General features: G+C 49.2%; 22 protein-coding genes and 1 tRNA gene. 5 read left to right on the top strand and 18 right to left on the bottom strand.

Going from position 1 to position 22894, the window contains the following annotated elements; genetic code table 11:
• Positions 1-115: 115 nt before the first annotated feature.
• Positions 116-913, bottom strand: coding sequence for a Cof-type HAD-IIB family hydrolase (locus DWZ56_RS02720; RefSeq protein ID WP_158584413.1), 798 nt, complete (start codon positions 911-913; stop codon positions 116-118).
• A gap of 201 nt (positions 914-1114) precedes the next feature.
• On the opposite strand from DWZ56_RS02720, the gene DWZ56_RS22600 reads away from it, so the two are divergent.
• Positions 1115-1483 carry a hypothetical protein gene (locus tag DWZ56_RS22600; RefSeq protein ID WP_147369374.1) on the top strand — a complete coding sequence of 123 codons (369 nt, stop codon included), beginning with the start codon at positions 1115-1117 and terminating at the stop codon, positions 1481-1483.
• Positions 1484-1545: 62 nt separating this feature from the next.
• Here the strand turns inward: DWZ56_RS22600 and DWZ56_RS02710 are convergent, their stop codons facing one another.
• The 3 genes from DWZ56_RS02710 to DWZ56_RS02700 all read right to left on the bottom strand — a co-directional run bounded on the left by DWZ56_RS02710 (position 1546) and on the right by DWZ56_RS02700 (position 5497).
• Complete coding sequence (locus DWZ56_RS02710) at positions 1546-2271, bottom strand: DUF6062 family protein (RefSeq protein ID WP_118554863.1); 726 nt, start codon at positions 2269-2271, stop codon at positions 1546-1548.
• Positions 2272-2334: 63 nt separating this feature from the next.
• Positions 2335-3738 carry a MocR-like pyridoxine biosynthesis transcription factor PdxR gene (gene pdxR, locus DWZ56_RS02705; protein ID WP_118554862.1) on the bottom strand — a complete coding sequence of 468 codons (1404 nt, stop codon included), beginning with the start codon at positions 3736-3738 and terminating at the stop codon, positions 2335-2337.
• A gap of 100 nt (positions 3739-3838) precedes the next feature.
• The gene (locus DWZ56_RS02700; protein WP_118554861.1) at positions 3839-5497 is read right to left on the bottom strand and encodes a glutamine--tRNA ligase/YqeY domain fusion protein; all 1659 of its coding nucleotides are present in this window, start codon (positions 5495-5497) and stop codon (positions 3839-3841) included.
• 289 nt (positions 5498-5786) lie between these two features.
• Between DWZ56_RS02700 and DWZ56_RS02695 the strand changes: the two genes are divergently transcribed.
• Together DWZ56_RS02695 and sigE are read left to right on the top strand one after the other, a co-directional pair.
• Positions 5787-6611 carry a sigma-E processing peptidase SpoIIGA gene (locus DWZ56_RS02695; protein WP_118554860.1) on the top strand — a complete coding sequence of 275 codons (825 nt, stop codon included), beginning with the start codon at positions 5787-5789 and terminating at the stop codon, positions 6609-6611.
• 86 nt (positions 6612-6697) lie between these two features.
• Entirely contained in the window at positions 6698-7438 is a 741-nt protein-coding gene (sigE, locus tag DWZ56_RS02690; protein ID WP_118554859.1) for an RNA polymerase sporulation sigma factor SigE, read from the top strand.
• A 38-nt stretch (positions 7439-7476) separates the two neighbouring features.
• Here sigE and DWZ56_RS02685 read toward each other — a convergent pair whose 3' ends face one another.
• The gene (locus DWZ56_RS02685) at positions 7477-7707 is read right to left on the bottom strand and encodes a hypothetical protein (protein WP_118554858.1); all 231 of its coding nucleotides are present in this window, start codon (positions 7705-7707) and stop codon (positions 7477-7479) included.
• Positions 7708-7746: 39 nt separating this feature from the next.
• On the bottom strand, positions 7747-8352 hold the full coding sequence (locus tag DWZ56_RS02680; protein ID WP_118554857.1) for a type IV toxin-antitoxin system AbiEi family antitoxin domain-containing protein: 606 nt from the start codon (positions 8350-8352) through the stop codon (positions 7747-7749).
• A gap of 216 nt (positions 8353-8568) precedes the next feature.
• On the opposite strand from DWZ56_RS02680, the gene DWZ56_RS02675 reads away from it, so the two are divergent.
• A tRNA-Thr gene (locus tag DWZ56_RS02675) sits at positions 8569-8641 on the top strand.
• A gap of 41 nt (positions 8642-8682) precedes the next feature.
• Complete coding sequence (locus tag DWZ56_RS02670; RefSeq protein WP_147369373.1) at positions 8683-9288, top strand: GNAT family N-acetyltransferase; 606 nt, start codon at positions 8683-8685, stop codon at positions 9286-9288.
• Between the two features lie 131 nt (positions 9289-9419).
• On the opposite strand, the gene ftsZ is transcribed toward DWZ56_RS02670, so the two are convergent.
• The 12 genes from ftsZ to DWZ56_RS02610 all read right to left on the bottom strand — a co-directional run bounded on the left by ftsZ (position 9420) and on the right by DWZ56_RS02610 (position 22878).
• Complete coding sequence (gene ftsZ, locus DWZ56_RS02665; RefSeq protein WP_118554855.1) at positions 9420-10583, bottom strand: cell division protein FtsZ; 1164 nt, start codon at positions 10581-10583, stop codon at positions 9420-9422.
• Between the two features lie 130 nt (positions 10584-10713).
• Positions 10714-11463, bottom strand: coding sequence for a cell division protein FtsQ/DivIB (locus DWZ56_RS02660; protein WP_118554854.1), 750 nt, complete (start codon positions 11461-11463; stop codon positions 10714-10716).
• A complete protein-coding gene (gene murA / locus DWZ56_RS02655; protein WP_118554853.1) occupies positions 11457-12704 on the bottom strand; it encodes a UDP-N-acetylglucosamine 1-carboxyvinyltransferase in 1248 nt (415 codons plus the stop codon). The genes DWZ56_RS02660 and murA overlap by 7 nt, the downstream gene beginning before the upstream one ends.
• Positions 12705-12771: 67 nt before the next feature.
• Positions 12772-13938, bottom strand: a complete 1167-nt coding sequence (locus tag DWZ56_RS02650; RefSeq protein ID WP_118554852.1) for an FtsW/RodA/SpoVE family cell cycle protein — start codon at positions 13936-13938, stop codon at positions 12772-12774.
• Between the two features lie 46 nt (positions 13939-13984).
• The gene (gene murD, locus DWZ56_RS02645; protein WP_118554851.1) at positions 13985-15337 is read right to left on the bottom strand and encodes a UDP-N-acetylmuramoyl-L-alanine--D-glutamate ligase; all 1353 of its coding nucleotides are present in this window, start codon (positions 15335-15337) and stop codon (positions 13985-13987) included.
• 104 nt (positions 15338-15441) lie between these two features.
• On the bottom strand, positions 15442-16398 hold the full coding sequence (gene mraY / locus DWZ56_RS02640; RefSeq protein ID WP_118554850.1) for a phospho-N-acetylmuramoyl-pentapeptide-transferase: 957 nt from the start codon (positions 16396-16398) through the stop codon (positions 15442-15444).
• A gap of 155 nt (positions 16399-16553) precedes the next feature.
• A complete protein-coding gene (locus tag DWZ56_RS02635; protein ID WP_118554849.1) occupies positions 16554-18518 on the bottom strand; it encodes a penicillin-binding transpeptidase domain-containing protein in 1965 nt (654 codons plus the stop codon).
• A 71-nt stretch (positions 18519-18589) separates the two neighbouring features.
• Entirely contained in the window at positions 18590-20668 is a 2079-nt protein-coding gene (locus DWZ56_RS02630; RefSeq protein ID WP_158584412.1) for a peptidoglycan D,D-transpeptidase FtsI family protein, read from the bottom strand.
• Positions 20637-21092, bottom strand: a complete 456-nt coding sequence (locus tag DWZ56_RS02625; protein ID WP_118554847.1) for a cell division protein FtsL — start codon at positions 21090-21092, stop codon at positions 20637-20639. The genes DWZ56_RS02630 and DWZ56_RS02625 overlap by 32 nt, the downstream gene beginning before the upstream one ends.
• Before the next feature lie 14 nt (positions 21093-21106).
• Positions 21107-22042: a 16S rRNA (cytosine(1402)-N(4))-methyltransferase RsmH gene (gene rsmH / locus DWZ56_RS02620; RefSeq protein ID WP_118554846.1), complete on the bottom strand. Its 936-nt coding sequence runs from the start codon at positions 22040-22042 to the stop codon at positions 21107-21109.
• Positions 22042-22461 carry a division/cell wall cluster transcriptional repressor MraZ gene (gene mraZ / locus DWZ56_RS02615; protein ID WP_243095064.1) on the bottom strand — a complete coding sequence of 140 codons (420 nt, stop codon included), beginning with the start codon at positions 22459-22461 and terminating at the stop codon, positions 22042-22044. The genes rsmH and mraZ overlap by 1 nt, the downstream gene beginning before the upstream one ends.
• Before the next feature lie 276 nt (positions 22462-22737).
• On the bottom strand, positions 22738-22878 hold the full coding sequence (locus DWZ56_RS02610) for a Spo0E family sporulation regulatory protein-aspartic acid phosphatase (protein WP_158584411.1): 141 nt from the start codon (positions 22876-22878) through the stop codon (positions 22738-22740).
• Positions 22879-22894: the final 16 nt, after the last annotated feature.

Here is a 22894-nt window from a genome sequence, read left to right as displayed (position 1 = left end):
GAATTGCAACGCTCTTATTTTCTCTATTTTACCCGATTTTGTGCACTTTTTTCAATATTTCTCTCTTTTTTTGTTTTTACCTTGTTTTTTCCTATTATTTGAGTAAATGCTCTGTTCATCCGATCAGACCAAATCTTCGGCAGGCATTGTAAATGCCATCCTCTGTGAGGCAGTCCGTGCGGTACCTGCTGATCGAAAGAATTTCCTCCGAACTGTTGCCCATCGCAATCCCATATTCCACAAATGCCAGCATCTCTTTATCGTTGGCACTGTCGCCAAAGGCGTATGTATTCTCACGTTTAATGCCCAGCTGTTCAATCAGAAACGCTATGCCGGAAGCCTTGGAGAATCCTCTTGGCACGCACTCCAGCGCATGTCCGTGATCAATCACGTCCAGATCGGCCGCAATCTCCCTCATCAGCTGTTCCTTTTCCCCCATTCGGCCCTTCCGAAGCTGTATCGTCACCTTGCTGGCCTCCCACTCCTGCCCCCTGATCGGCCGCACGCGCTCAGCCACAAGTGTTTCATAATCCCGGCTGATCTGACGCGCCTCCGCGTCCTCTCCGGCCGGATCAAAATACACGTGATAGCGCCCTTCCAGAAAAGGCAGCGCATGATGTGCTCTCGAACTCTCCACCACCCGGCGGAATATCTCATTGTCCACGGTTTCATAAAACAGCTCTTTTTCTCTGTATTCTATATAGGTTCCGCAGCCGGATATGATGCCGTCAAATCGGATCTCACACAGCTCGGGCTCAAGCTCCGAAATAGTTCTTCCGGTACACAGCACCGCCAGATGACCGTTTTTCTGCATGCCGGAAATCGCGGCCCTGGTGCTCTCCGGCACCGGTATTCCGTTAGCAAGATCGTACAGCGTTCCGTCAATATCAAAAAAAACTATTTTTTTATCCATAACATTCCATGCTCCTTGATACAATATCCGTTTTCCATTAGACTTTATCATAGAATACCCAAATAATCTATGAATAGTTATGAAAAATTTAATATTCTAGGCCTTTTCTTTTTTATATGTGCGTATTACAATAGACAAAAGAGTAAAATACTATAGAGAGAAACCATAACCAACAGACCAATGGTGGAAGGAGATAATAACATGGCAAAAAAAATGGGCAAACTGGTAGCATTTATCGCCGGCGCTGCCGCTGCAACGGCAGGTATCACATACTTTTTAAAATCCAAACGTTTTAAAGAAGAGATGAACGATGATTTCGATGATTTCGAAGACGATTTTGAGGATTTCGCGGATGATGCGAAGGAAGCTGTAAAAGACGGCGCCAGCAAGGCTGCGAAGAAAGCAGAGGATCTCGCTGATACCGCAGCAAAAAAAGCTGAGGATGCCGCACATACCGTGGCAGAAAAAGCAGAAAATGCTGCAGAAGCAGCCGGTGAAAAAGCAGAGGATCTTGCTGAAAAAGCCAAGGATACCGTGGAAGATTTAGCCGACAGTATAAAAGAGCTGTAAAAACGAGCCGCAGCTTATGCCGAATCGCCGGCATAAGCTGCGGCATCTTTTTTTACCGAGCACTACTGCTTATCGAGGATGCTGTTTACCTTTGTTACCGCTCTCGGTATGGCGTCCTTGGCATTTTTCCATGGTTCATCTTTATAGCGGTAATCAAATTTATTGATAAACCAGTTGACATCCTCCTCCACACGTTCCATATTTCTGATGTAGAGTTCTCCGGCCAGCTGGCAGAACTCTTCCAGCTCCTTGCCCCTAAGTCTTTTATCCGCCGTCTTTAACAGACGGCTATAATGCTCCATGCAGAATCCCTTGCAGTTCTTGAAATTATCTCTGAATACGGGATCACTCTTCCACATGTAAAATACCGTATCAAAAAACTTCTCCAGAAACCCTTCGATCCGGCGGCAGATAAAGCAGGAATTTCCCACCTTATCCAGATAGGCCTCCAACGGGGATTCCTCATTTTTTTTAAACAGGCCGGATGCCTTAGGAGAATGTTTCTGCAGCGCCTTAATATCCTTGTTGGTCTTTTTTAAATGTGTGGACAGCATCAGCGCCAGCCCCAACTTGTTTTCCTGTGCCAGAAGCATGCGCATATGGGGCTTGCAGAATCCTGCCTCATCCGTCATAGCCCTCACATCGTCTTCCATATAGCTTGGCCCCAGCGTAAATGCGATCGCATCTTCCTCCAGCTTGCGCTCCATGGCGCAGAAGGGGCATTCCGAATCCTCCTGAAACGCATCGTTTACAGGGATCGTATATATCTTTTCTTTTCCAAATTCCATCTGTCTGCCTCCATATTCTCATTTCCGATTTTCTCCTCCTGCGGCGGGCCGCGCAAACGGCATTTACCGGCACCAGGCTTTTTTCAGCTCCTCCACACCGGCATAAATCTGCTCCGACTGCAGATTCACATATCCAAGCATCACCGTAGACGCATAGGCCCCCAGAGGTTCTCCGATAAAGAGATCTGACAGGCCGTACACCTTGACGCCGCGTTCTGCAGCCGATGCGATCAGCTGCGATTCCGGCACACCCCTTTTGGATCTTAGAAGCACATGCACACCCGCGTGCTCTCCGCTGATCCAGAATTCATCTTCCAATGCCTCCAGCGCTTCCAGCAGCGCATCGTGCTTGTTTTTATATATACTTCTCATCCGGTTTAAATGCCGTTCAAAGCCGCCTTCCGCCAGGAAACGTCCCAGCAGTTTCTGATCGATCCTGGACACGGTGGATGAAAAGAAGCCAAAATCCCTCTCATAAATATTCAGAAGGTTTTTGGGCAGCACCATATAGCTGATACGGATTGCGGGCGCGATGGAACGCGAAAAGGTCCCTATATATATGACATGATCTGACGGATCGGATCCCTGAAGGGAAGGAATTGGCTTTCCCCTGTAGCGGAACTCACTGTCGTAATCATCTTCAATCACATACCGCCCTTCACGGGCCGCCGCCCAGGCCAGCAGCTCCATCCGCCTCTTGATCGGCATGACGATACCGGTGGGATACTGATGGCTCGGCATCACATAGGCGATATCTGCGCCGCTTTTTTCCAGCCGGTCTACGGACAGCCCGCTCTTATCCATCTCCACCGGCACCACCGGATGGCCCAAGCTGCATAACACCTTAAATGCCTGGCGGTATGTCGGATTTTCCATCGCAACACACTTGTCCGAGCCCAGTATACGGCTTAACAGCATCAGCAGATATTCGCTTCCGGCCCCCACCAGAATTTGCTCCGACAGGCAGTTTACCCCTCTGGCCGCGTGCAGATAGCTGCTGATGGCACGCCTGAACTCTTCTTCTCCTTTTGGATCACCGGTTGCAAACAGATCCTTATTGTCATTCACGAGGATCTCTCTGTTTAATTTTCTCCAGATGCCAAAAGGAAATTTGTCCCAGTCGATGCCTCTGTAGGAAAAGTCATACCGGTAATGCTTTTCTTTATTTCCGGCCGGTTTTTGTCTTTGCTCTGTAACAGGCAGCAGTTCCACCAGGCCTTCCAGCGATGCTGCATAATATCCTTTGCAGGGCCGGGATTCCATATAACCTTCGGACAAAAGCTGCTCATACGCCAGCTGCGCGGTGCTCCTGCTTATGCCCAGCTGCGATGCCAATGCCCTTGTGGACGGCAGGCGGTCGCCGGCAGGTATCCGTTTTTCTTTGATCTCTCGTTTTATGTATTCATAGATCTGCTCATAGAGGGGAATCCGGCTGTCTTCTTTTATAGGTATCGCCAATTCATACATCTCATAGTCCTTTTTAAGAAAGAATTTTCCTATTGAATGAGGAAAACAGGACAGGGGGATAATCCCCCTGTCCTATGTTTCTGTTATATCTCACTCCCTGCTATTTCGGGTTGAAGGAGCTCTTCAGGGATACAATCCGGTTGTATACAGGATGCTCCGGCGAAGAATCCCGGCAATCCACACAGAAATAGCCGTTGCGCACAAACTGGAATCTGTCGAAAGCCTTTGCATCTTTCAGGGAGGGTTCAACGCAGCATTCCATCATGCGGATTAAAGAGTTGGGATTTAAATTCAGATTGCCTTCCTCATCATATACACCCTTCTCCTCATCCACGATATTTTCATACAGTCTCGCTTCCCCGCGGATGGCAAAAGGCGCAGCAACCCAATGGATGGTTCCCTTTACTTTCCTTCCGGTAAATCCGCTGCCGCTTCTGGTTTCCGGATCATAGGTGCAATGCAGCAGAGTCACATTGCCTTCTTCATCTTTTTCAAAACTATTGCAGGTCACAAAATATGCGTTCATCAGGCGCACTTCATTGCCCGGAAACATGCGGAAATATTTCTTAACGGGCTCTTCCATGAAATCTTCTCTTTCAATATAGAGCTCCCGGCAGAACGGCACCTTTCTGGAGCCCAGCGCCTCATTCTCGGGATTATTGGGCACATCGAAATACTCCACCTGATCCTCCGGATAATTGTCGATGATCATCTTCAGAGGATTGAGCACAGCCATCACTCTAGGCTCCTTGAGCTTTAAATCCTCTCTGATACAGTATTCCAGCATAGCATAATCACAGGTACTCTGCGCTTTGGATACGCCTGCCAGCTCCACAAACTTGCGGATGGATTCCGGAGTATAGCCGCGGCGGCGCAGACCGCTGATGGATACAAGGCGGGGATCATCCCAGCCGTCCACAATGCCGTCCTCCACCAGTTTCTTAATATACCGCTTGCCTGTAACCACATTTTTCAGATACATTTTGGCAAATTCAATCTGACGCGGCGGCTGCTCGAATTCACACTCTCTCACCACCCAGTCATAGAGCGGACGGTGATCCTCAAACTCCAGCGTACAGATGGAATGGGTGATATGCTCAATCGCATCCTCGATCGGATGGGCGAAATCGTACATAGGGTAAATGCACCATTTGTCTCCGGTATTGTGATGGGACATATGGGCAACACGGTAAATGACCGGATCTCTCATATTTATATTAGGAGAGGACATATCGATTTTTGCTCTCAAAACCTTGGAACCGTCCTCATACATGCCGTTCTTCATATTCTCGAACAGTTCCAGATTCTCCTCAATGCTGCGGCTGCGGTAAGGGCTCTCCTTGCCGGGCTCTGTAAGGGTGCCGCGGTATTCCCTGATCTGTTCTGCCGTCAGGTCACAGACAAAGGCCTTACCTTTTTTGATGAGTTTGACCGCACACTCATACATCTGGTCAAAATAATCAGAGGCAAAGAACAGACGGTCTTCATAATCCGCTCCCAGCCATTCGACATCCGCTTTAATAGAATCGACAAACTCAGACTTTTCTTTCGTCGGATTGGTATCATCAAATCTTAAGTTGAACTTGCCGCCGTATTCCTGTGAAAGGCCGTAGTTTAAAAGGATCGATTTGGCATGGCCGATATGCAGATAGCCGTTGGGTTCCGGAGGGAATCTGGTCTGTACATGGTCAAAACGGCCTTCCTCTAAATCTTTGTCGATGATTTGCTCGATAAAATTTTTGCTTTTTTCATTTTCCATGGAAATGGTTCTCCTTAAGTTTGATTTTCTATGGCAATTGTCTGCTCCGCAGACGAAAATCAGCGCGGGTTATCTGTCGATATTATACCATACTTTTCCTGATTGTAAACATCGGTTTTTCTGCTGGGTAACAGACCGCAGGGAACGAAGGAAGGCGTTTTATGTCGGAGGAGGACTGTTTTTGCGCCGAAAAAGACTGTCATGCTCCTCTTTTTTTACAAAAAATTATATTCAAATCCGCTATAATTATGTGCATGAACTTTGAAGGGGAGGTGAGGTCAGGGTTACGATACCGGTTCTGTACATAGATGTTTTATTTTTTGTAAATTTCCTGCTGGATCTGATCGTGCTTCTGCTCACGAAAAGGCTGCTCGGCAGACAGGCCTCTCTTAGGCGGCTCCTGACGGGCGCAGCCATAGGCGGGCTCTGGGCCTGCACGGCTGTTCTGCTGTCTCTTCCCTTTTGGTGGCTGGAAGCTCTGCTGTCATTTCTGGCGGCTATGCTCATGACTATGACGGCATTTCGGCTGAAAAAAATCCGGGAGATCTTGTCCGCTGCCGGCTGCTTTTATCTGTGCGCTTCGGCGGCCGGGGGACTGGTAAACGTCTTTTATTACCGCACACCGGCGGGACGTGCTATGCAGTCAGCGGTTATGCCCGCATACCAGCTGGCATTATTCCTGACAGCCGCTTTTCTGATCCTTTATACAGGATTGCGGCTGTTTCGCCGGTATCGCAGAGATGAGCAGATGATTTACGATGTTGAACTATGGCACCATGGCAAAAATGTCTGTCTGAAAGGGCTGATGGATACCGGGAACCGTCTCTATACTCCCGTTTCCCACGAACCCGTGCACATTCTGTCATATGATGCATGCCATTCGCTATTGTCCTCCCTGAACCTGGAGGAACAGAATCTGCGCATGATCCCTTTTCGCTCTCTTGGAAAAGATAACGGCATGATCATGGGCCTTGTAATAGAAAAGATGACCCTCCGGCAAAATGGATATGAACACACTGTTACATCCCCGGTAATCGGACTGTCTAAGGGCAGTCTATGCACAAATGGGCAGTACCAGATTATCCTGCATCCGGACATCCGGTCTTTGCTGTAATACCGGCGCTAAGGGTCAGCTGCCGGTGATTTTAAGACTTGCTTACATGCAACAAAACAGGAGAAAAACAACAGGAGGATTTATCCATGATTATTAAAGTTTCCGTACCCAGCCGCTTTCAATTTAAGATAAAACCCAGCTTCCGCAACCTGATTTTTGCCGAAAAGGGCGAAATTCATTATATCGGCGGGAGCGATGTACTGCCGGCACCTCTGGATATGGAGCAGGAAGCAGAAGAAATCGCAAAACTCGGCACCCAGGACGAGAAAGAGGCTAAATCCGTCCTGATCGAGCACAATTTAAGGCTGGTGGTCTACATCGCCAAAAAATTTGACAATACCGGCGTAGGGGTAGAAGATCTGATCTCCATAGGAACCATCGGACTCATCAAGGCCATCAATACCTTCAACAGCTCTAAGAACATCAAGCTGGCGACCTATGCCAGCAGATGCATTGAAAACGAAATCCTAATGTATCTGCGCAGAAATAACAAAACGAAAATGGAGGTCTCCATCGACGAACCCCTGAATGTGGACTGGGACGGCAACGAACTGCTGCTGTCGGACATCCTGGGCACCGATGAGGACGTCATCTACAAGGACATTGAAGATGAAATCGAAAAGAAGCTCCTCAACAACGCCATCAGCCTGCTGACCGCACGTGAAAAGAAGATTGTGGAGCTGCGCTTCGGCCTGCACTCCGAAGACGGGAAAGAAATGACCCAAAAAGAGGTAGCCGATCTGCTGGGAATCTCTCAATCTTACATATCGAGGCTTGAAAAGAAAATTATCAAGCGCCTGAAAAAGGAAATTGTACGGTTTGAATAGGCCGGCAGCCGTCCGGGCAGTCTAATGCCCGGGCGGTCTTAGGCGCACTCCCTCCATATCGCTGTGGCCTTTATAAAGCCTCCGAGAAAGCCCTGCTCTTCATAACAAGCCCCGTACCGCATGATCAGGCTCTCCAGATCGTCCTGTGCCTGTTCCGGAACAGTATCTCTCATCAGATCCTCTATCTTCTCCCAGGTTTCCATAATCTCCGCGCCATCCGTGGATTCACTCTCATTCCATATCAGATACAGCTTCTCCAATTCGCTCATATTGATCTCCTCCTAGTAGTATTCCCGAATGCGACAGCTTTATTTCAGGGCCTCCACATACGGTTCAATGTATCTGCGCACCCGAAGCCGCTGTGCATATGAAATCAGCCGTTTCAGATCACGGTTATTGTCCTCCATATATGTTTTCAGCACATCCATGGCATTCTCGCTGCCCGTTCTCTTTATATACCGGAAATAGTCGCATACCGTTCTCTCCGGCCCGGTGACCTTCACCTTGCCGTGAGGATACGGGTATTCCAGTACCCCCTCCATGTGGCTGGAGTCCGAAGTATAAAAGAGTTCAACCTGCAGGTCAGCTGGAAGCACCGGTTTCATGCGGCTGGCGGGAATCGTAACGGCCACCGTATCTTTCTTGGCAAAAGACAGCCGATGGATGGCGGCGGCTGAATGGATGCTGATCACGCCCTCCGGGATCAGCATCTGAACCAGCTCCAGCCTGTCCGGTCTCTCCTTATCCGCCGCCCAGATATAATAGCCGGTTCTTATCTTTCGGATCAGCCCCTCTTTCTGCAGCAAAATCAGATCACGGCTGCCGATCCCATGAAGTTTTAACTCTGACGCCTTTAGCACCGGACCGTTCTTTTGAAAAACAGCCAAAACCTCCTCCAGCGCAGATGCAGTCACTGCAACCCCTCCGTTTCTTTTCATAGATACTATTTTTATTATCAATGATTTTATACATAAGATTATATCCGAAACAACGGCAGAATGCAAGTAAAAGATGCAGTCATTTCATATGGCATTTCCACCAAAAAAATCGGTGATCTGAAAATTAATTTTGTTGTTGACAGCGACGGACACTTATGCTAGAATTATGACTTGTGAGATGTAAAACAAGTTGCTGACGTGGCACAGGCGGTAGCGCACTTCATTGGTAATGAAGAGGTCGGCGGTTCGAGTCCGCTCGTCAGCTCTCACTTGAAACCCTTGTATATCAAGGGTTTTTTTCATATCATGAAAAAGAATGACGACACCGCCGCCATAAGCCTTTATGAATCGATAGGTTTTGAAGACCGCTTATATGACTTTGTAGAAGACGAGGATATAAAAATGGCTGTTTACATAGAAACCGAACGCATGATGATTCGCAGCTTTACAGCAGATGACGCTGATGATTTGTACGAAATTCTTGGTGATGACCAAACAATGACTAACTGCGAACCGGCGTATGATTTTGAGAAAACCGAGCAGTTTCTATCCTCTTTCTGTATTGGTCGAAATGGCGCAGTCGCAGCGGTTCATAAGGATAGTGGCAAGGTGATTGGCTACATTCTGTTCCATGAAACGGACGAATGTGTATATGAAATAGGATGGATTTTCAATCGCAGATTTTGGCGGCAAGGTTATGCTTACGAATCCTGCAAGGCTGTGATTGACTATGCCTTCACCGAGATAAAAGCTCACAAAGTTTTTGCTGAGACGATAGATGCTGTTAAATCTGTCGGTCTGATGCAAAAATTGGGAATGCTGCTTGAAGGAATCCAACGAAGCCACACCAAGGATACTCACGGTCAATGGCTAGATTTGTATTTGTGCGGATTGGTTAATCCGAAAGCATAATCGCGGGGGAATATCATGGCATACACACCAAATCGGCTTCATCCCCGTAGATGTGCTGCTAAAAACAGAACAGGCATGACTGAAATCATGCCTGCTTTTGCACTATTTTTCCCGCCGTCTGAACTGTTACGTTACTTTCTGGTTTTCTGCAGGAACTCCGGTATCTTGATGGATTTCTCTCCGGCCACCTCAGGGGATTTCACATAAGGAGAGCCCTGATACGGCTGCGGTGTCGGCACGGAAAACGCAGGCGCATCGCTGCCCTGGGGCGTCGGTGTTTTCGCAGCTGCCTTAGATTTGAAATTAAAGCCTGCCATAGCGCTGGCCACCGGAGAATTTTCTCCGTAAATTTCCAGTCCTGTGGCGATAACTGTAATCGTAGCTTCATCCTGAGCGGAATCATCGAATCTGGCACCAAAAATAATATTGGCGGAATCCCCTGCCAGTTCCTGTACATAGCTGGCCGCTTCGTTGGCTTCCATGAGTCCGATATCGCCGGAAATATTGATGATAACATGGCTGGCGCCCTCGATGGTGGTCTCTAACAGCGGGCTGGATACAGCCTGCTTCACAGCCTCAATCGCCTTATCGTCTCCCTTGGCCTTTCCGATACCGATATGAGCCACACCCTTGTCCGTCATAACGGTCTGTACATCGGCAAAGTCCAGATTGATCAGTGCAGGAACGTTGATCAGGTCGGTTATACCCTGTACGGCCTGCTGCAGCACTTCATCCGCTTTCTTTAATGCATCGGGCATGGTTGTCCTTCTGTCCACGATCTCCAGCAGCTTATCGTTGGGAATCACAATCAGAGTATCCACGCTTTCCTTTAAACGGTCAATGCCATTTAAAGCGTTGGCCATGCGTGTCTTCGCTTCAAAACGAAACGGCTTGGTCACGACACCCACCGTAAGAATGCCCATGTGCTTAGCCAGGCCTGCGATTACAGGCGCAGCGCCGGTTCCTGTGCCGCCGCCCATACCACAGGTAACAAATACCATGTCCGCGCCCTTCATGGCGGCTTCCAGTTCCTGTGCGCTCTCTTCCGCCGCTTTCTGCCCGATTTCAGGCTTCGCACCGGCTCCCAATCCCTTGGTCAGCTTTTCGCCGATCTGAATGGCTGTAGGCGCTTTGCAGAGCTGCAGAGCCTGCTTGTCCGTATTTACACCGATGAACTCAACCCCCCCGATGTTTTCATCGATCATCCTGTTCACCGCATTGTTGCCGGCACCGCCCACACCGATCACGATAATCTTAGCGGCGCCCTCTGACTCATTTATTTTAATCTCAAGCACGGAAAATCCTCCTTTTTCCAACAGCGTTTCATACTGAATTATAATAGACAGCTTTACCTTCTTATTATCATATTTGATTTTAACAAAATAATCAACCTTTAGATTGCATTTTTTTTAGAAATTTCGCAAATTAATTACCATCTTTTTCAAATACGTAATTGCGGTCAATGGCCGATTCCGAATAGACATCCAGATACAGGGTGCCAGGCCCTTTATCCTGTATATGGGGCAGCATATCATGCAGTTCCGCAACCTTGCCCTCCAAAAGTGTATTGCTTCCCATGCGCACTCTGATCTCGCCAATATAGAGCACCACGTTTAAGCTGCTGTCAAAGTATACCTTGTCCACCTTCAGATCGTATTTTGTGAACAGCTGCGTAAGTGTCAGTATCTCATCAAAGACCTCTTTTTTCTTGACAGGCAGTTCCCGGTAGAGCACGATCCGGTCAAAATCCAGGCCGGTTACAAGAGGGATGCCCGCGGTAGGTTTACTGGAGCTCTCCACAATAATCCCGTCCCGGTCAAAATACATATAGCTTCCCATGTATTCGATATAGCCCACCACACTCTTTTCATAGATGATGACATCTACGCGGTTCAGGCCGGAGAATTCAATATCGTAGCGGTCTACAAAGGGGATATCCTTCGGTTCACCGAACTTCTGGTTCAAAAAGCAATACAGCGTGTTTCGCTCCTTCGCAGTACCGAATAGGATATCCCTGATTTCCTCTTTGGTGTAATGCTTGTTGCCCTCCACAGACATCTCGGTAATCGTGATGTTGCTCACCGCGGCCGCTGACGCGGCCAGCACCAGAAATGTGAGCAGCAAGGCTATCAGCAGTTTCTTCTTACTCTTTTTTCTCTTCTTTGATTTTACCACCGTATCCTGCCTCCCAGGAGCACCAAATCCCTGTCTATCGCTTCATATCCCCGCTGTATATATTCACAGCCGTCTATGCGTGATTCACCTTCCGCAGAGAGGGCAGCCACCACCAGCGCCGCACCGCCCCGCAGATCTTTCGCGGTCACATCCGCACCTTGGAGCCTCTTAACGCCTGTGATCACGGCCGTGCCGCCTTCCAGTCTGATATCAGCTCCCATCTTCTGCAGCTCAAAGGCCGTCTTAAACCGGTCTTCAAATATGGTTTCCTCCAGCACGCTGACACCTTCGGCACTGATGAGCGCCGCCATAAACTGTGACTGCATATCCGTGGGGAAGCCAGGATACGGTGCAGTCTTGATATACGGTATGGCCCGCAGCCTTTTCGGAGCGGATATGGTTATGCTGTCCATGCGCTGGCTCACGCTGCACCCGGCATATACCAGCTCTTTTACCATGCCGGACATGAACTCCGGAGATATCTCTGCAACCGTCACTTCTCCGCCGGCCGCAGCAGCTGCTGCCAGATAGGTTCCCGCCACAATGCGGTCACCCGAAACGCGGTAAACCACATCATGTAACGGCGCGCCTCCGAATACGGCCACCGTATCCGTACCGTCCCCCTGAATCTTTGCTCCCATGCGGCGAAGAAAACAGCACATCTCCACCACTTCCGGCTCTTTCGCAGCGCCATGGATCACAGTCATACCTTCTGCCTTAACTGCGGCAAGTATGATATTTTCCGTAGCTCCTACGCTGGGGAATATGAGACTGACTTCGGCTCCCGATAATCTGGCGGCGGATGCATGGATCTTTATTCCCTCCACCTCCACGCTGGCGCCCAGCTTTTCCAGACCGGATAAGTGCAGGTCGATGGGCCTTTTACCGATCGAACATCCTCCGGGATAATAGGTAACCGCTTCGTTTGCCCTTCCCAGCAGCGCTCCCAAAATCGTGATGGATGAGCGCATCTTCTGTACCGTTTTAAGAGGGATCGATGTGGTGCCAAGCTGCGAAGCATCAATGCTTAAGCAGTGCTGTTCCAGTTTCGTTTTCGCGCCCAGTTCCTCCAGTATCTCCCGCATACTGTGTACATCATCAATATACGGCACGTTCTCTATCACCGAAACCCCTTTATGCAAAAGAGATGCTGCCATGATGGGCAGCACCGCATTTTTGGAACCCTGCACCTTTATCTCGCCCCTCAAAGGATACCCGCCTTGAATTTGTAATGTAGACAACCTGCTACCTCCAAAAACTTTCCTATGTTATCCTATGTAGACTGCGATAAATGGTTTCGTGTTTTTCTCATTTTTCTATCTTTATTTGGTTGGACACGCTTAGAACCATTCCCATCTCTACCATAAGGAAAAGTACCGACGTGCCGCCGTAACTGATAAACGGCAGCGTGATGCCGGTATTGGGTATCGTATTGGTGATAACCGCTATGTTTAAAATGACCTGTATGGCAATATGCGCCATAACCCCCACAACAATCATCGATCCCAAGAGGTCGGGAGCATTGTTGGCAATCACCATGAAACGCCATATCATGAACAGGAAAAGCAGAATCAGACAGGCAGCCCCGAACAGCCCCAGTTCCTCACAAATGATGGAGAAAATCATATCGTTCTGGGCTTCCGGCACGAAGCTTAGCTTCTGGATGCTGTTGCCTAACCCTTTGCCGAATATGCCGCCCGATCCGATCGCATACAGACCCTGAAGCACCTGATATCCGCCCTCCAGAGGATAGCTCTCCGGGGACCTCCACACATGGATTCTGTCCAGCTGATAGCTTTCCAGCACTCCCATCTCCACCAGCTTATCCCCCAGCTGCAGGGCCGCTATGACCGCTACAACGCCCAGCCCCACTACAACTGCAAACCGAAGCTTCTTTCTGCTGGCCACAAACACCATCGTAAACCCTATGCCCAGGATAATGATTCCGGAGCTTAAGTTATTCATCAGTACAAGCAGTCCGGGTACGGCGGTCACAAAGACCATCAGAAAGATCGTGCCCCATTCGTCCATTTTCTTACGTTTGACATATAAGACGATCAGACAGGCAAGCGCCAGGATCACGGCAACTTTTACAAGCTCCGTTGGCTGAAAGCTCAATGACTCCGATACGCCCAGCCAGCGCTTCTGTCCGTTTCTCTCTATTCCGAGAGGTGTGAAATTAACCAGAATCATACAAAGCACCGCGGCGCCATAGCCCAGCACCGCAAATTTCGCAAAAAAATGATAGTTCATCTTGGAGATGACCAACATGACCACAAAACTGGCCGCTGAAATAAGTGCCTGGCGTTTCAGAAAATGAATGGAGCCGTCGCTGAATTTCATTTCCGCCACATAGGCGCTGCTGCTGTAGATCATAATCAAGCCGAAGCATGACAGAAATATAATGATAAAAAGCAGGCTGTAGTCATAATATCTTCTGGTTTTCTCTGTCCGTTTTCCCTGACGTCTTTCCATTCATTCCACTCCTCGTTTTTTGTTCCACAGGGTGTACTTTTGACAGTTACAGCGCTTTTACACACTCTTTGAATATGCGTCCCCTCTCCTCGTAGTTGGGGAACATCCCCCAGCTGGCGCAGGCGGGCGAAAGAAGGACCGCATCTCCCGGTACGGCGGCTCTTGACGCCATCGCAACCGCCTCTTCCATCGAAGAAGCGCGGACACAGTTTACAAATCCCAGCCTGGCTGCCGCCGCTTCAATCTTATCGGCGGTCTGCCCTAAGAGAATCATCTGTTTTACATTTCCGTTAAAGGACAGGATCCATTCATCGTACTCCGACTGCTTATCGTATCCTCCCGCAATCAGAACCGTCGGCCGTGTCATGGCTTTGATGCCCTGGATAGCCGCATCAGGATTGGTTCCTTTCGAATCGTTATAATAGCGGACACCGTCTCGTTCCGTCACGAACTCTATTCTGTGCTCCACCGGGGCGAACTGTTTGAGGACTGCCGCGATGATTTCAAACGGCACCGACAGCGCTCTGGCAATCAGCACCGCCGCCATAGCGTTTTCATAGTTGTGTCTCCCGATTATCCTCAGTTCCGAAACAGGGCAGACACGTATCTCTTCCCCATCCTCCCTGCAGATAATCTCCCCATCTCTAAGGAAAGCTCCTTCTTTGAGTTCTCTGGCGCTGCTGAAATAGCGCACCCTTGCCTTAAGCGCTCCGCCGAACTCCCTTAATATCTCATCTTCGTAATTAAGCACACAGGTATCGTTCTCACTCTGATTGACGGCGATGCTCTCTTTCACACGGATATATTCCTCCATCGTCTTATGCCGGTTCAAATGATCGGGGGTGATGTTTAATATAGCGCTCACATCCGGCTTTAACCGCCGGATGGTCTCCAGCTGAAAGCTGCTCACCTCCGCCACAGTCACAGAATCATCCGCGGTTTTAAGCGCCTGTGAGGTATAGGCTACGCCGATATTTCCAACTACAAAGGTATTCTCATTCCATGCCCTTACTATTTCACCCGTGAGAGCCGTCGTGGTGGTCTTGCCGTTCGTGCCTGTGATGGCCGCCAATTTTCCCTTCGCAAAGCGGTAAGCCAATTCGATCTCGCTCCATATGGGCAGGCCGCGGCTCTGCATCTTTTTCACAAATTCCGCATCCATGGAAATACCCGGGCTGATCACACAGACTTCAGCGCTTTCCATTATCTCATCCGTAAGCCCTCCCAGCACGATCTTAAGTCCGGGTTTACCCGATATCTTCTCTCTTATCGTGTCCGGGCTCTGATTCACATTGGAGTCGTACAGAATGACATCCGCACCTGTCTTTAGCAGAAGCTCTGCCGCCCCGATGCCGCTCTTGCCGGCCCCGGCCACAATCACGCTTTTTGTAAATTCCATTGTTATGCTCCCATCTGCACGCGGATTTTAATGCGCACATTTCTTTCCTATAATTTTAGATATTTGCAGCGGCGAAGTGCCGGACAGTCAAGGGACTCCTCTTCTTACAGGGCCAGATATGCAACCAGGCACAAGAGACCCGTCACGATGGAAAATACCGCCACCACCCGCGTTTCCGACCACCCGCACAGCTCAAAGTGGTGATGGATCGGGGCCATCCGAAACAGCCGTTTCCCTCCGGTGCGTTTGAAATAGGTCACCTGCAGCACGACGGAAAGGATCTCTATACAGTAGATAAATCCCACAATCAGTATAAACAGGGGCATCTTCAGCATGAATGCGGTTGCAGACACAAAACCGCCCAACGCCAGGGACCCGGTATCGCCCATAAACACTCTGGCCGGGTATACATTAAACAACAGAAATCCCAGCAGGCTTCCCACCACTGCCGCTGTAATCGGTTCCAGACCGCTGTGTTCACCTATGGCCACAACGGTGAAGAACACGGCTACCAGCATAGTTACACTGGAGCACAGACCGTCCAGTCCGTCCGTAAAGTTTACACCGTTATCCGTGGCCAGAACCCCGATAAAGACAAGGGGCACATACCACCAGCCGATATCCACCGTCTTACCGTGCATAAACGGTATCCGTATCTCGGTCCCAAGCCCCGGAGTCGTCATCAGATAATAGCAGAAAACCCCGGTAATCAGTATCTGGCACAGCAGTTTCTGCTTGGGATTAAGTCCCTCGGAACGCTTCATCACGATCTTGATGTAGTCATCCAGAAATCCGACCACCCCAAATCCCACCATTACAAACAGCACGGGAATGATGCGCGGATACTCTTTGACAAAAAAAAGAGAGGCCGCCGCAATTCCGCACAAGATTACAAGGCCGCCCATGGTGGGAGTCCCCGCCTTTTTCAGATGGTCCTTCGGACCGTCTTCCCGCACCTGCTGCCCAAATTTCAGCTTCTTAAGAAACGGAATCATGATCGGGCAAAGCAGCGCACTCACCGCAAAAGCTATCAATACTGCATAAATCACATCTTTTACCATAGGGCACCTCGTATCCTTGGCCGTAAACCGGCCTTACTTCATTTTAACTGTATTAGTATAATCCATTCTATTGGGAGCGTCAACCTTAGAAATCCTTGGTTTTTCGACGTATTTACCCATTTTATACCAGTTCGGACCGTGCAGTTTTTCACCTGTTATTTATTCCCAAGGTAGAATATAACTGTACTGTCTTTTTTTATCAGCTCGCCCTCCAGCGGAAACTGATCTGTAACATAATCGCCTTCACCGAGATAGATCGGCTCCAAGTCGGTTTCACTGATCTTTTTCTTCAGATCGGAAACCCCCATCCCCATATAGTTTTCCATCATAACATCGCCGATCTCATAGGCAGCGATCTCTTCCACGCTATAGTCTTCCTCTATGCCGAGATAGGGAAGGATGTTTTCAAAGATGGATTTTACAGCCGGGGCAGCGATCGTACCGCCGTAATAGATCCCTTCAGGCTCGTCGATGGTGATCAGCGCTATGACCTTGGGATCGGTGGCCGGAGCAAAGCCTAAAAACGACGAGATATAGTTCTTCAGGCTTCTGGGCAGCTTTTCTGAGGTGGCCGTCTTGCCTCCTACATGATATCCCGGGATATAGGCCCTTTTTCCGGAACCTTCCGCCACTACCTTCTCGAGTATGCTGCGCATGGTATCGGAAACATTTTTATCCACCGCCCCTTCCGTGACAGGATAGGTCAGCGTCTCCACCTTGCTGCCGTCCGCGCTTTCCACTCTTACTCCGAAATGAGGAGTGACCAGTGTGCCGCCGTTTATTACGGCGCTGGCCGTTGTGAGCAGCCGTATCGGAGTGATCTGGAAGGATTGCCCGAAGGAGATGGTCGCCAACTCCACTTCTCCCACATTATCCTGCTTATGCATGATGGTGGAGGCTTCTCCGGGCAGATCGATGCCGGTTTTACTTAGCAGCCCGAACTGGTTGAAATACTTATACATATTAGAGACGCCAAGACGCAGCCCCACTTCGATGAATACGGGATTACAGGAATTCATGGCTCCGTGTACAAAATCTTCCGCCCCATGGCCCGATACCTTGTGGCAACGGATGCGGCGGTCCTCAACGATCTTATAGCCCGGGCAGTAAAATTGGTCATTGACCGAAACCACGCCTTCGGATAAACCTGCGGAAGCGGTCACGATCTTAAAGGTGGAGCCCGGTTCATAGGTGTCGTTAATGCAGCGGTTTCTCCACATCATATTAAGCAGATTCTGCTTCTCTTCGGCGCTCACGTCTTCCGTAAGTTCATAATTGAGCGTAAAAGGGTCATTTAAAGAAAATTCAGGAACGTTAACCATGGCCATAATCTCGCCGTTCTGCGGGTTCATCACGATGATGGACACCGCTTTGGCATTTTTCTGCTCCATCACCTGCATAGCGGCCTGTTCAGCATATTTCTGAATATTGACATCCAGACTCAGATAGAGATTGTTGCCTGCGACCGGTTCAATCCTGCCTTCGGCCGCGCCGTCAATCTCAATGCCCTTGGCATCGGTCAGCGTCAGGATCTGTCCGTCGATGCCCTTTAAGACATCCTCATATTTGACCTCCAGGCCGATAATACCCTGGTTGTCGCTTCCGGTGAAGCCGAGCACTTTGGAGGCCAGCGTGTCAAAGGGGTAATACCGTTTATAATCCTCATCCACCTTCACTCCGTTAAGCGCATACTGCCTTATGCTGTCTCCTACCGATTTGTCCACATTGGATTTGATTACCTCTCTGGAAGTATATTTTTCTACGCTGGTGCGGACTTTATCCTCGTCCATGCCCAATTCTTTTGAAAGCACCTCCACCACCCGGTCCGGGTCCGTGATCTGATTATGTATGACGGATATGGTGCAGACCGTGCGGTTTGTAGCGATTACGGTGCCGTTTGCATCGTATATTTCACCTCTGGCGGCCTTGATAGCCCTCTCTCTTTCGTGAAGTTCATCCGCCTTCTCACTGTAATAAGCCGACCGAAATATCATGAGGTACGTCAGCCGTCCGATCAGCAGCACCGAGAGCACAGCCGAAATAGCAAAGATCAGCATGATCCGCTTCCGGTTATTTGTGGTTGTCCGGCGCACCTCTGTATCCGCTTCCGTTTTTTTCATAGAGCTCCTGATGATCCGTGTTTATTACAATGTATTACGGCCCAGGGGCATGTATGACTTCCAGCCGGCAATTACGGCTGACCGCTGCCGCTGTCACCGCCGTTATCTTCCGGGGCCTGGTTTCCGGAAACCTCGTCATAGAATACGCTGTTATCATAATTTTCTTCCGAATCAATGATGGTGATCGGATTTGTTTCCGGTTCTTCCGGATTCTCTCCATCCGGATTTTCCCCGTCAGGATTGTCGGGATTGTTGTCTTCCGGCTGTGTTTCTTCCGGCGGCTGTTCCTCTGCAGGAATTTCCCGCGTGGGATATATATTGAAATAAGGAAGGAGATCCACCAATATATCCCTGCACAGATCTGTCACATATTTGCTCTCGGACTGTTTGGGGATATTGGGCTCGTCGATCAGCGTATAGATGAAAAGCTCCGGATTGTGCGCCGGAATGCAGGCCACAAAGGATATAATATACTTCTCGTCGCCTCGCGGATACTTCTCACCGGTTCCGGTTTTTCCACCCATCTCATAACCGGGGATCGCGGCCTTTTGTCCTGTTCCGCCTTCCACCACCTGAAACAGGGCTTCTTTTATAAATTCAGAGGTGTGTTCGCTGATCGTACGCCTTACCAGCACCGGATCCAGATTTTTCACCACATTGCCGTCTTCATCCAGGATCTGCTTTACCATGCGGGGTTCATAGTAATAACCGCCGTTTAGAAGGGAACAGTACGCGGCCGCCATCTGGATCATCGTGACGTTAAAGTTCTGTCCAAAGGAGTTTGTAGCCAGGTCAGTACTTCCCATGGTCTCTTCAGCATGAAGAATACCTTCCGCCTCACCCGGCAGATCAATGCCCGTGGACTGACCCAGCCCAAAAATCTTCTGATATCTGCAGAACACATCGGGTTTAATATAATCTCTGGCCATCTGCATCAACGCATCGTTGCAGGAGCTCATGAGCGCCTGTGTCACTGTCAGCCACCCGTGTCCCCGTGTGTTATGGCATCCGATCTTGTATCCACCTACCTCCTCATAGCCGTCACAGAGGAAGCTTTCATTTCCCTTAAGTCTCGCTTCTTCAATACCCGCGGCGATCGTCAGGGATTTGGCGGTGGATCCCGGCTCATAGGTATCGCTGATACAGAAATTTCTCCACAGGTTATTCAGAAATTCCGTTTTTTCTTCCTGCGTCATCGCGGCAATCTGATCTTCCGAAAAGTACGGCGTCAGATCCGCGGGCTGATTCAGATTGAAGCTGTCACTGGCCGCCATAGCCAGCACTTCAGCCGTATTCGGCTTCATTACGATACATGCGACATTCTTCGCCCCGATCGTGGCGTTGAAATTGGCGATGTGTTCTTCCACGATCTGCTGTGCGGTGGCGTCTATCGTGGATACCAGCGTGTATCCGTTCTGCGGCTTAACCGTTACCCGCTCCAGATTGGAATCATCGTTCAGATAGCCGTATTCACGGCCGTTGGTTCCGGCCAGCTCATCGTTATAGTACTGTTCCATTCCCCAGTTACCCTGGGTGCCGTCTCCAGAAGAAAAGCCGATCAGCTCGCAAGCCAGGTTATTATAGGGATAAATCCGTTTGTATTCGTCTTCAAACCATACGCCCTTCACCCTCGCTTTGCTTTTCTCTTTCTTCATCCGGTCATTGAATTCTTCCTGATAGGAAAGAAATGCTTCCTTCTGTTCGCCGCTTAACTGCCTGGCGTACCGCACATAGCTGCTCTCCGGCTTTTCTTCCAGTATGTCTTCCAGTTCAGCCCGGTCATAGCCAAATACGGAAACAAGCGCATCCAGCGTGGCGTCCCTGTAATTTTTCTCCTCACCTGAGAGCATGACCTTGGGGTCCAGTATCAGGTTATATACCTTTTCATTCATGGCAAGCCTGGTACCGTTGCGGTCCCAAATCTCGCCTCTGGACGCCATGATCACACGGCTGTCGTAGGACTGCTGGGAAAGGACGATCCTTTTGTAGTCTTCACCGTCTTCCTTGGCAATTCCTACCAATACAAATCCAAGTGCAAACAAAGCCAGCGCCACGGTAAAAAACACGAACGCCAGCTTTCTCTGCATATATTTTGCAAATGGTATTTTCCTTTTTGGTTTATTCCGGGATGTCTTCATTCTGCCGTACATACTCCCTCTCTGATTTCTCGTAATGCACAATCTGGTCCTCGCTGGCGTAAACCATGCCCAATTCGTTTGTCGCCACATCATAGATGTGGTTCAAATCAATACTCTTATTGATTTCCCCCTCGATTGTGTCATTGCTGTCCTTCAGATCCAGCAATTCGCTCTGCATATTTGCCACTTCTTTCATCGTTGTATTGATGGAAGAGCGCACCTGCAGATAATTTACAGCCATCCCAACCACACAGATACAGGTGGCCGCCAGAACAATCACATACGGCAGCGTCATCTGCAGGGCTTTATCACGGTTGCGCCTCGCGCGGTAGCTCTTTCTCGCTTCTCTTTGGTGGATCGGATAATATTCATGTTCGACTGTTTTGCGTACGGTATTTCCCGCAATATATGCTGATGTCTTTCTTCTATCCGCCATGCTATAATTCCTCCCTAAACTCTCTCAAACACTCTTAGTTTCGCACTTTTTGATCTTTTGTTGGCCTCCATTTCCTGCCCGCTTGGCAGAATCGGTTTTCTCGTAAGTATTTTCCCCCTGCTCACCTTGCCGCAGACACAAACCGGAAATTCCGGAGGACAGGTACAGGGATTTTCATTTTTGCGGAACCCGTTTTTTACGATACGGTCTTCCAGCGAATGAAACGTGATGATACACAGCCTTCCTTTCGGATTTAACAGCTCAATCATCCGGTCGATCGAATTATCCAGCACCGTGAGCTCTCTGTTGAGCTCTATCCGGATCGCCTGAAATGTCTTTTTAGCCGGGTGTCCGCCGGCAAACCGTACCCTGGCGGGTATTGCAGTCTTTATGACCTCCACCAGCTCACCCGTAGTTTCAATCTCTTTGCTCTGTCTCGCCTGCACGATGTGCTTGGCAATATTCTTTGCAAATTTATCTTCTCCGTAATCTCTGATGATACGGTACAGCTCCATCTCGCTGTAAGTATTGACAATATCCCTGGCGGTGACTGCATTTCTCTGATCCATGCGCATATCCAGAGGAGCGTCTTCTTTATAGGAAAAACCTCTCTGCGCCGTATCCAGCTGATACGAGGATACACCCAGATCCAGCATGATGCCGTCCACCTTTTGGATATCCAGTTCCTTTAATACCTGATCCATGTTCTCGTAGTTGCTTCTTACGATGGTCACGCGGTTTGCATAGGGCGACAGTCTCTCACCCGCAGCTCTTATTGCGTCCTCATCCTGGTCTATGCCGATCAACCGGCCTCTTTCCCCCAGCCTTCTGCATACTTCAGAGGCATGTCCGCCTCCTCCCAGTGTGCCGTCCACATAAATCCCGTCCGGCCGGATGTTCAGGTTATCCACCGTTTCTAAAAGTAGTACGGAAGTGTGCTCAAACTCCATCAGATTCCCAGTCCCTCCATATTTTCTGCGACTTCTTCCATGTCGTCATATACGCTGGCATTGGTCCAGGTATCCTTGTCCCATATCTCAACGCGGGAGCCAACGCCGACCAGCACAACATCCTTATCCAGTTTTGCAAACTCTCTTAAATGAGCCGGCAGCAGTATTCTTCCCTGCTTGTCCACCTCGCAGACGGTGGCGCTTCCCAGCAGGAAACGGGTGAATTTACGCGCATTGGGGTTCGTAAGGGGCAGGCTTTTAAGTTTCTCCGCCAGCTGTTCCCAGCCTTCATCGGTATAAACAAACAGACAGTGATCCAGTCCCTGGGATACTACAAAGGATTCTCCCAGACATTCACGGAATTTGGATGGCATGATCAGTCTGCCCTTCGGATCAATCGAATGGGTATACTGTCCCATGAATGTGTTCACCGCTGTCACCTGCCTTTCTTTTGAATCATTTCCACCACTTTCCCCCACTTTGACACACAAATCACTACTTTCCTCCATTTTAGAATAATTCTTAAGAAATAGCAAGAGAAAATTCATGATTATTAAATAAAAAACAAAACCCGTAACAAATAGGTCAGAAATTCGACATAATGTTACGGGTTTTGCCCAGGACGCGGCGGTTTCCGTGACGGGCTCCGCCATATCTATTCAGTTGTGGTCTCTGCGGCTTAAGGCGTTTAAAGCCTACTCCGCTAGCTCATAGTACTCCTCAATCAGCAGATCGAGTTCCTTGCTTAGTGCCAGTATCTCAGCACTCTTATGCAGGGTAAGGATCGCTTTATCCAGCTCTTTGCGCTTTTTCTCAATTTTACACTTGATATCCATAATTTTTTTATCTTTG

Source organism: Lachnotalea sp. AF33-28, from assembly GCF_003477885.1.
GTDB lineage: Bacteria > Bacillota > Clostridia > Lachnospirales > Lachnospiraceae > AF33-28.
The sequence above is the reverse complement of the archived record's forward strand: the minus strand, read 5'-3'. Positions and strand labels throughout refer to the sequence as shown.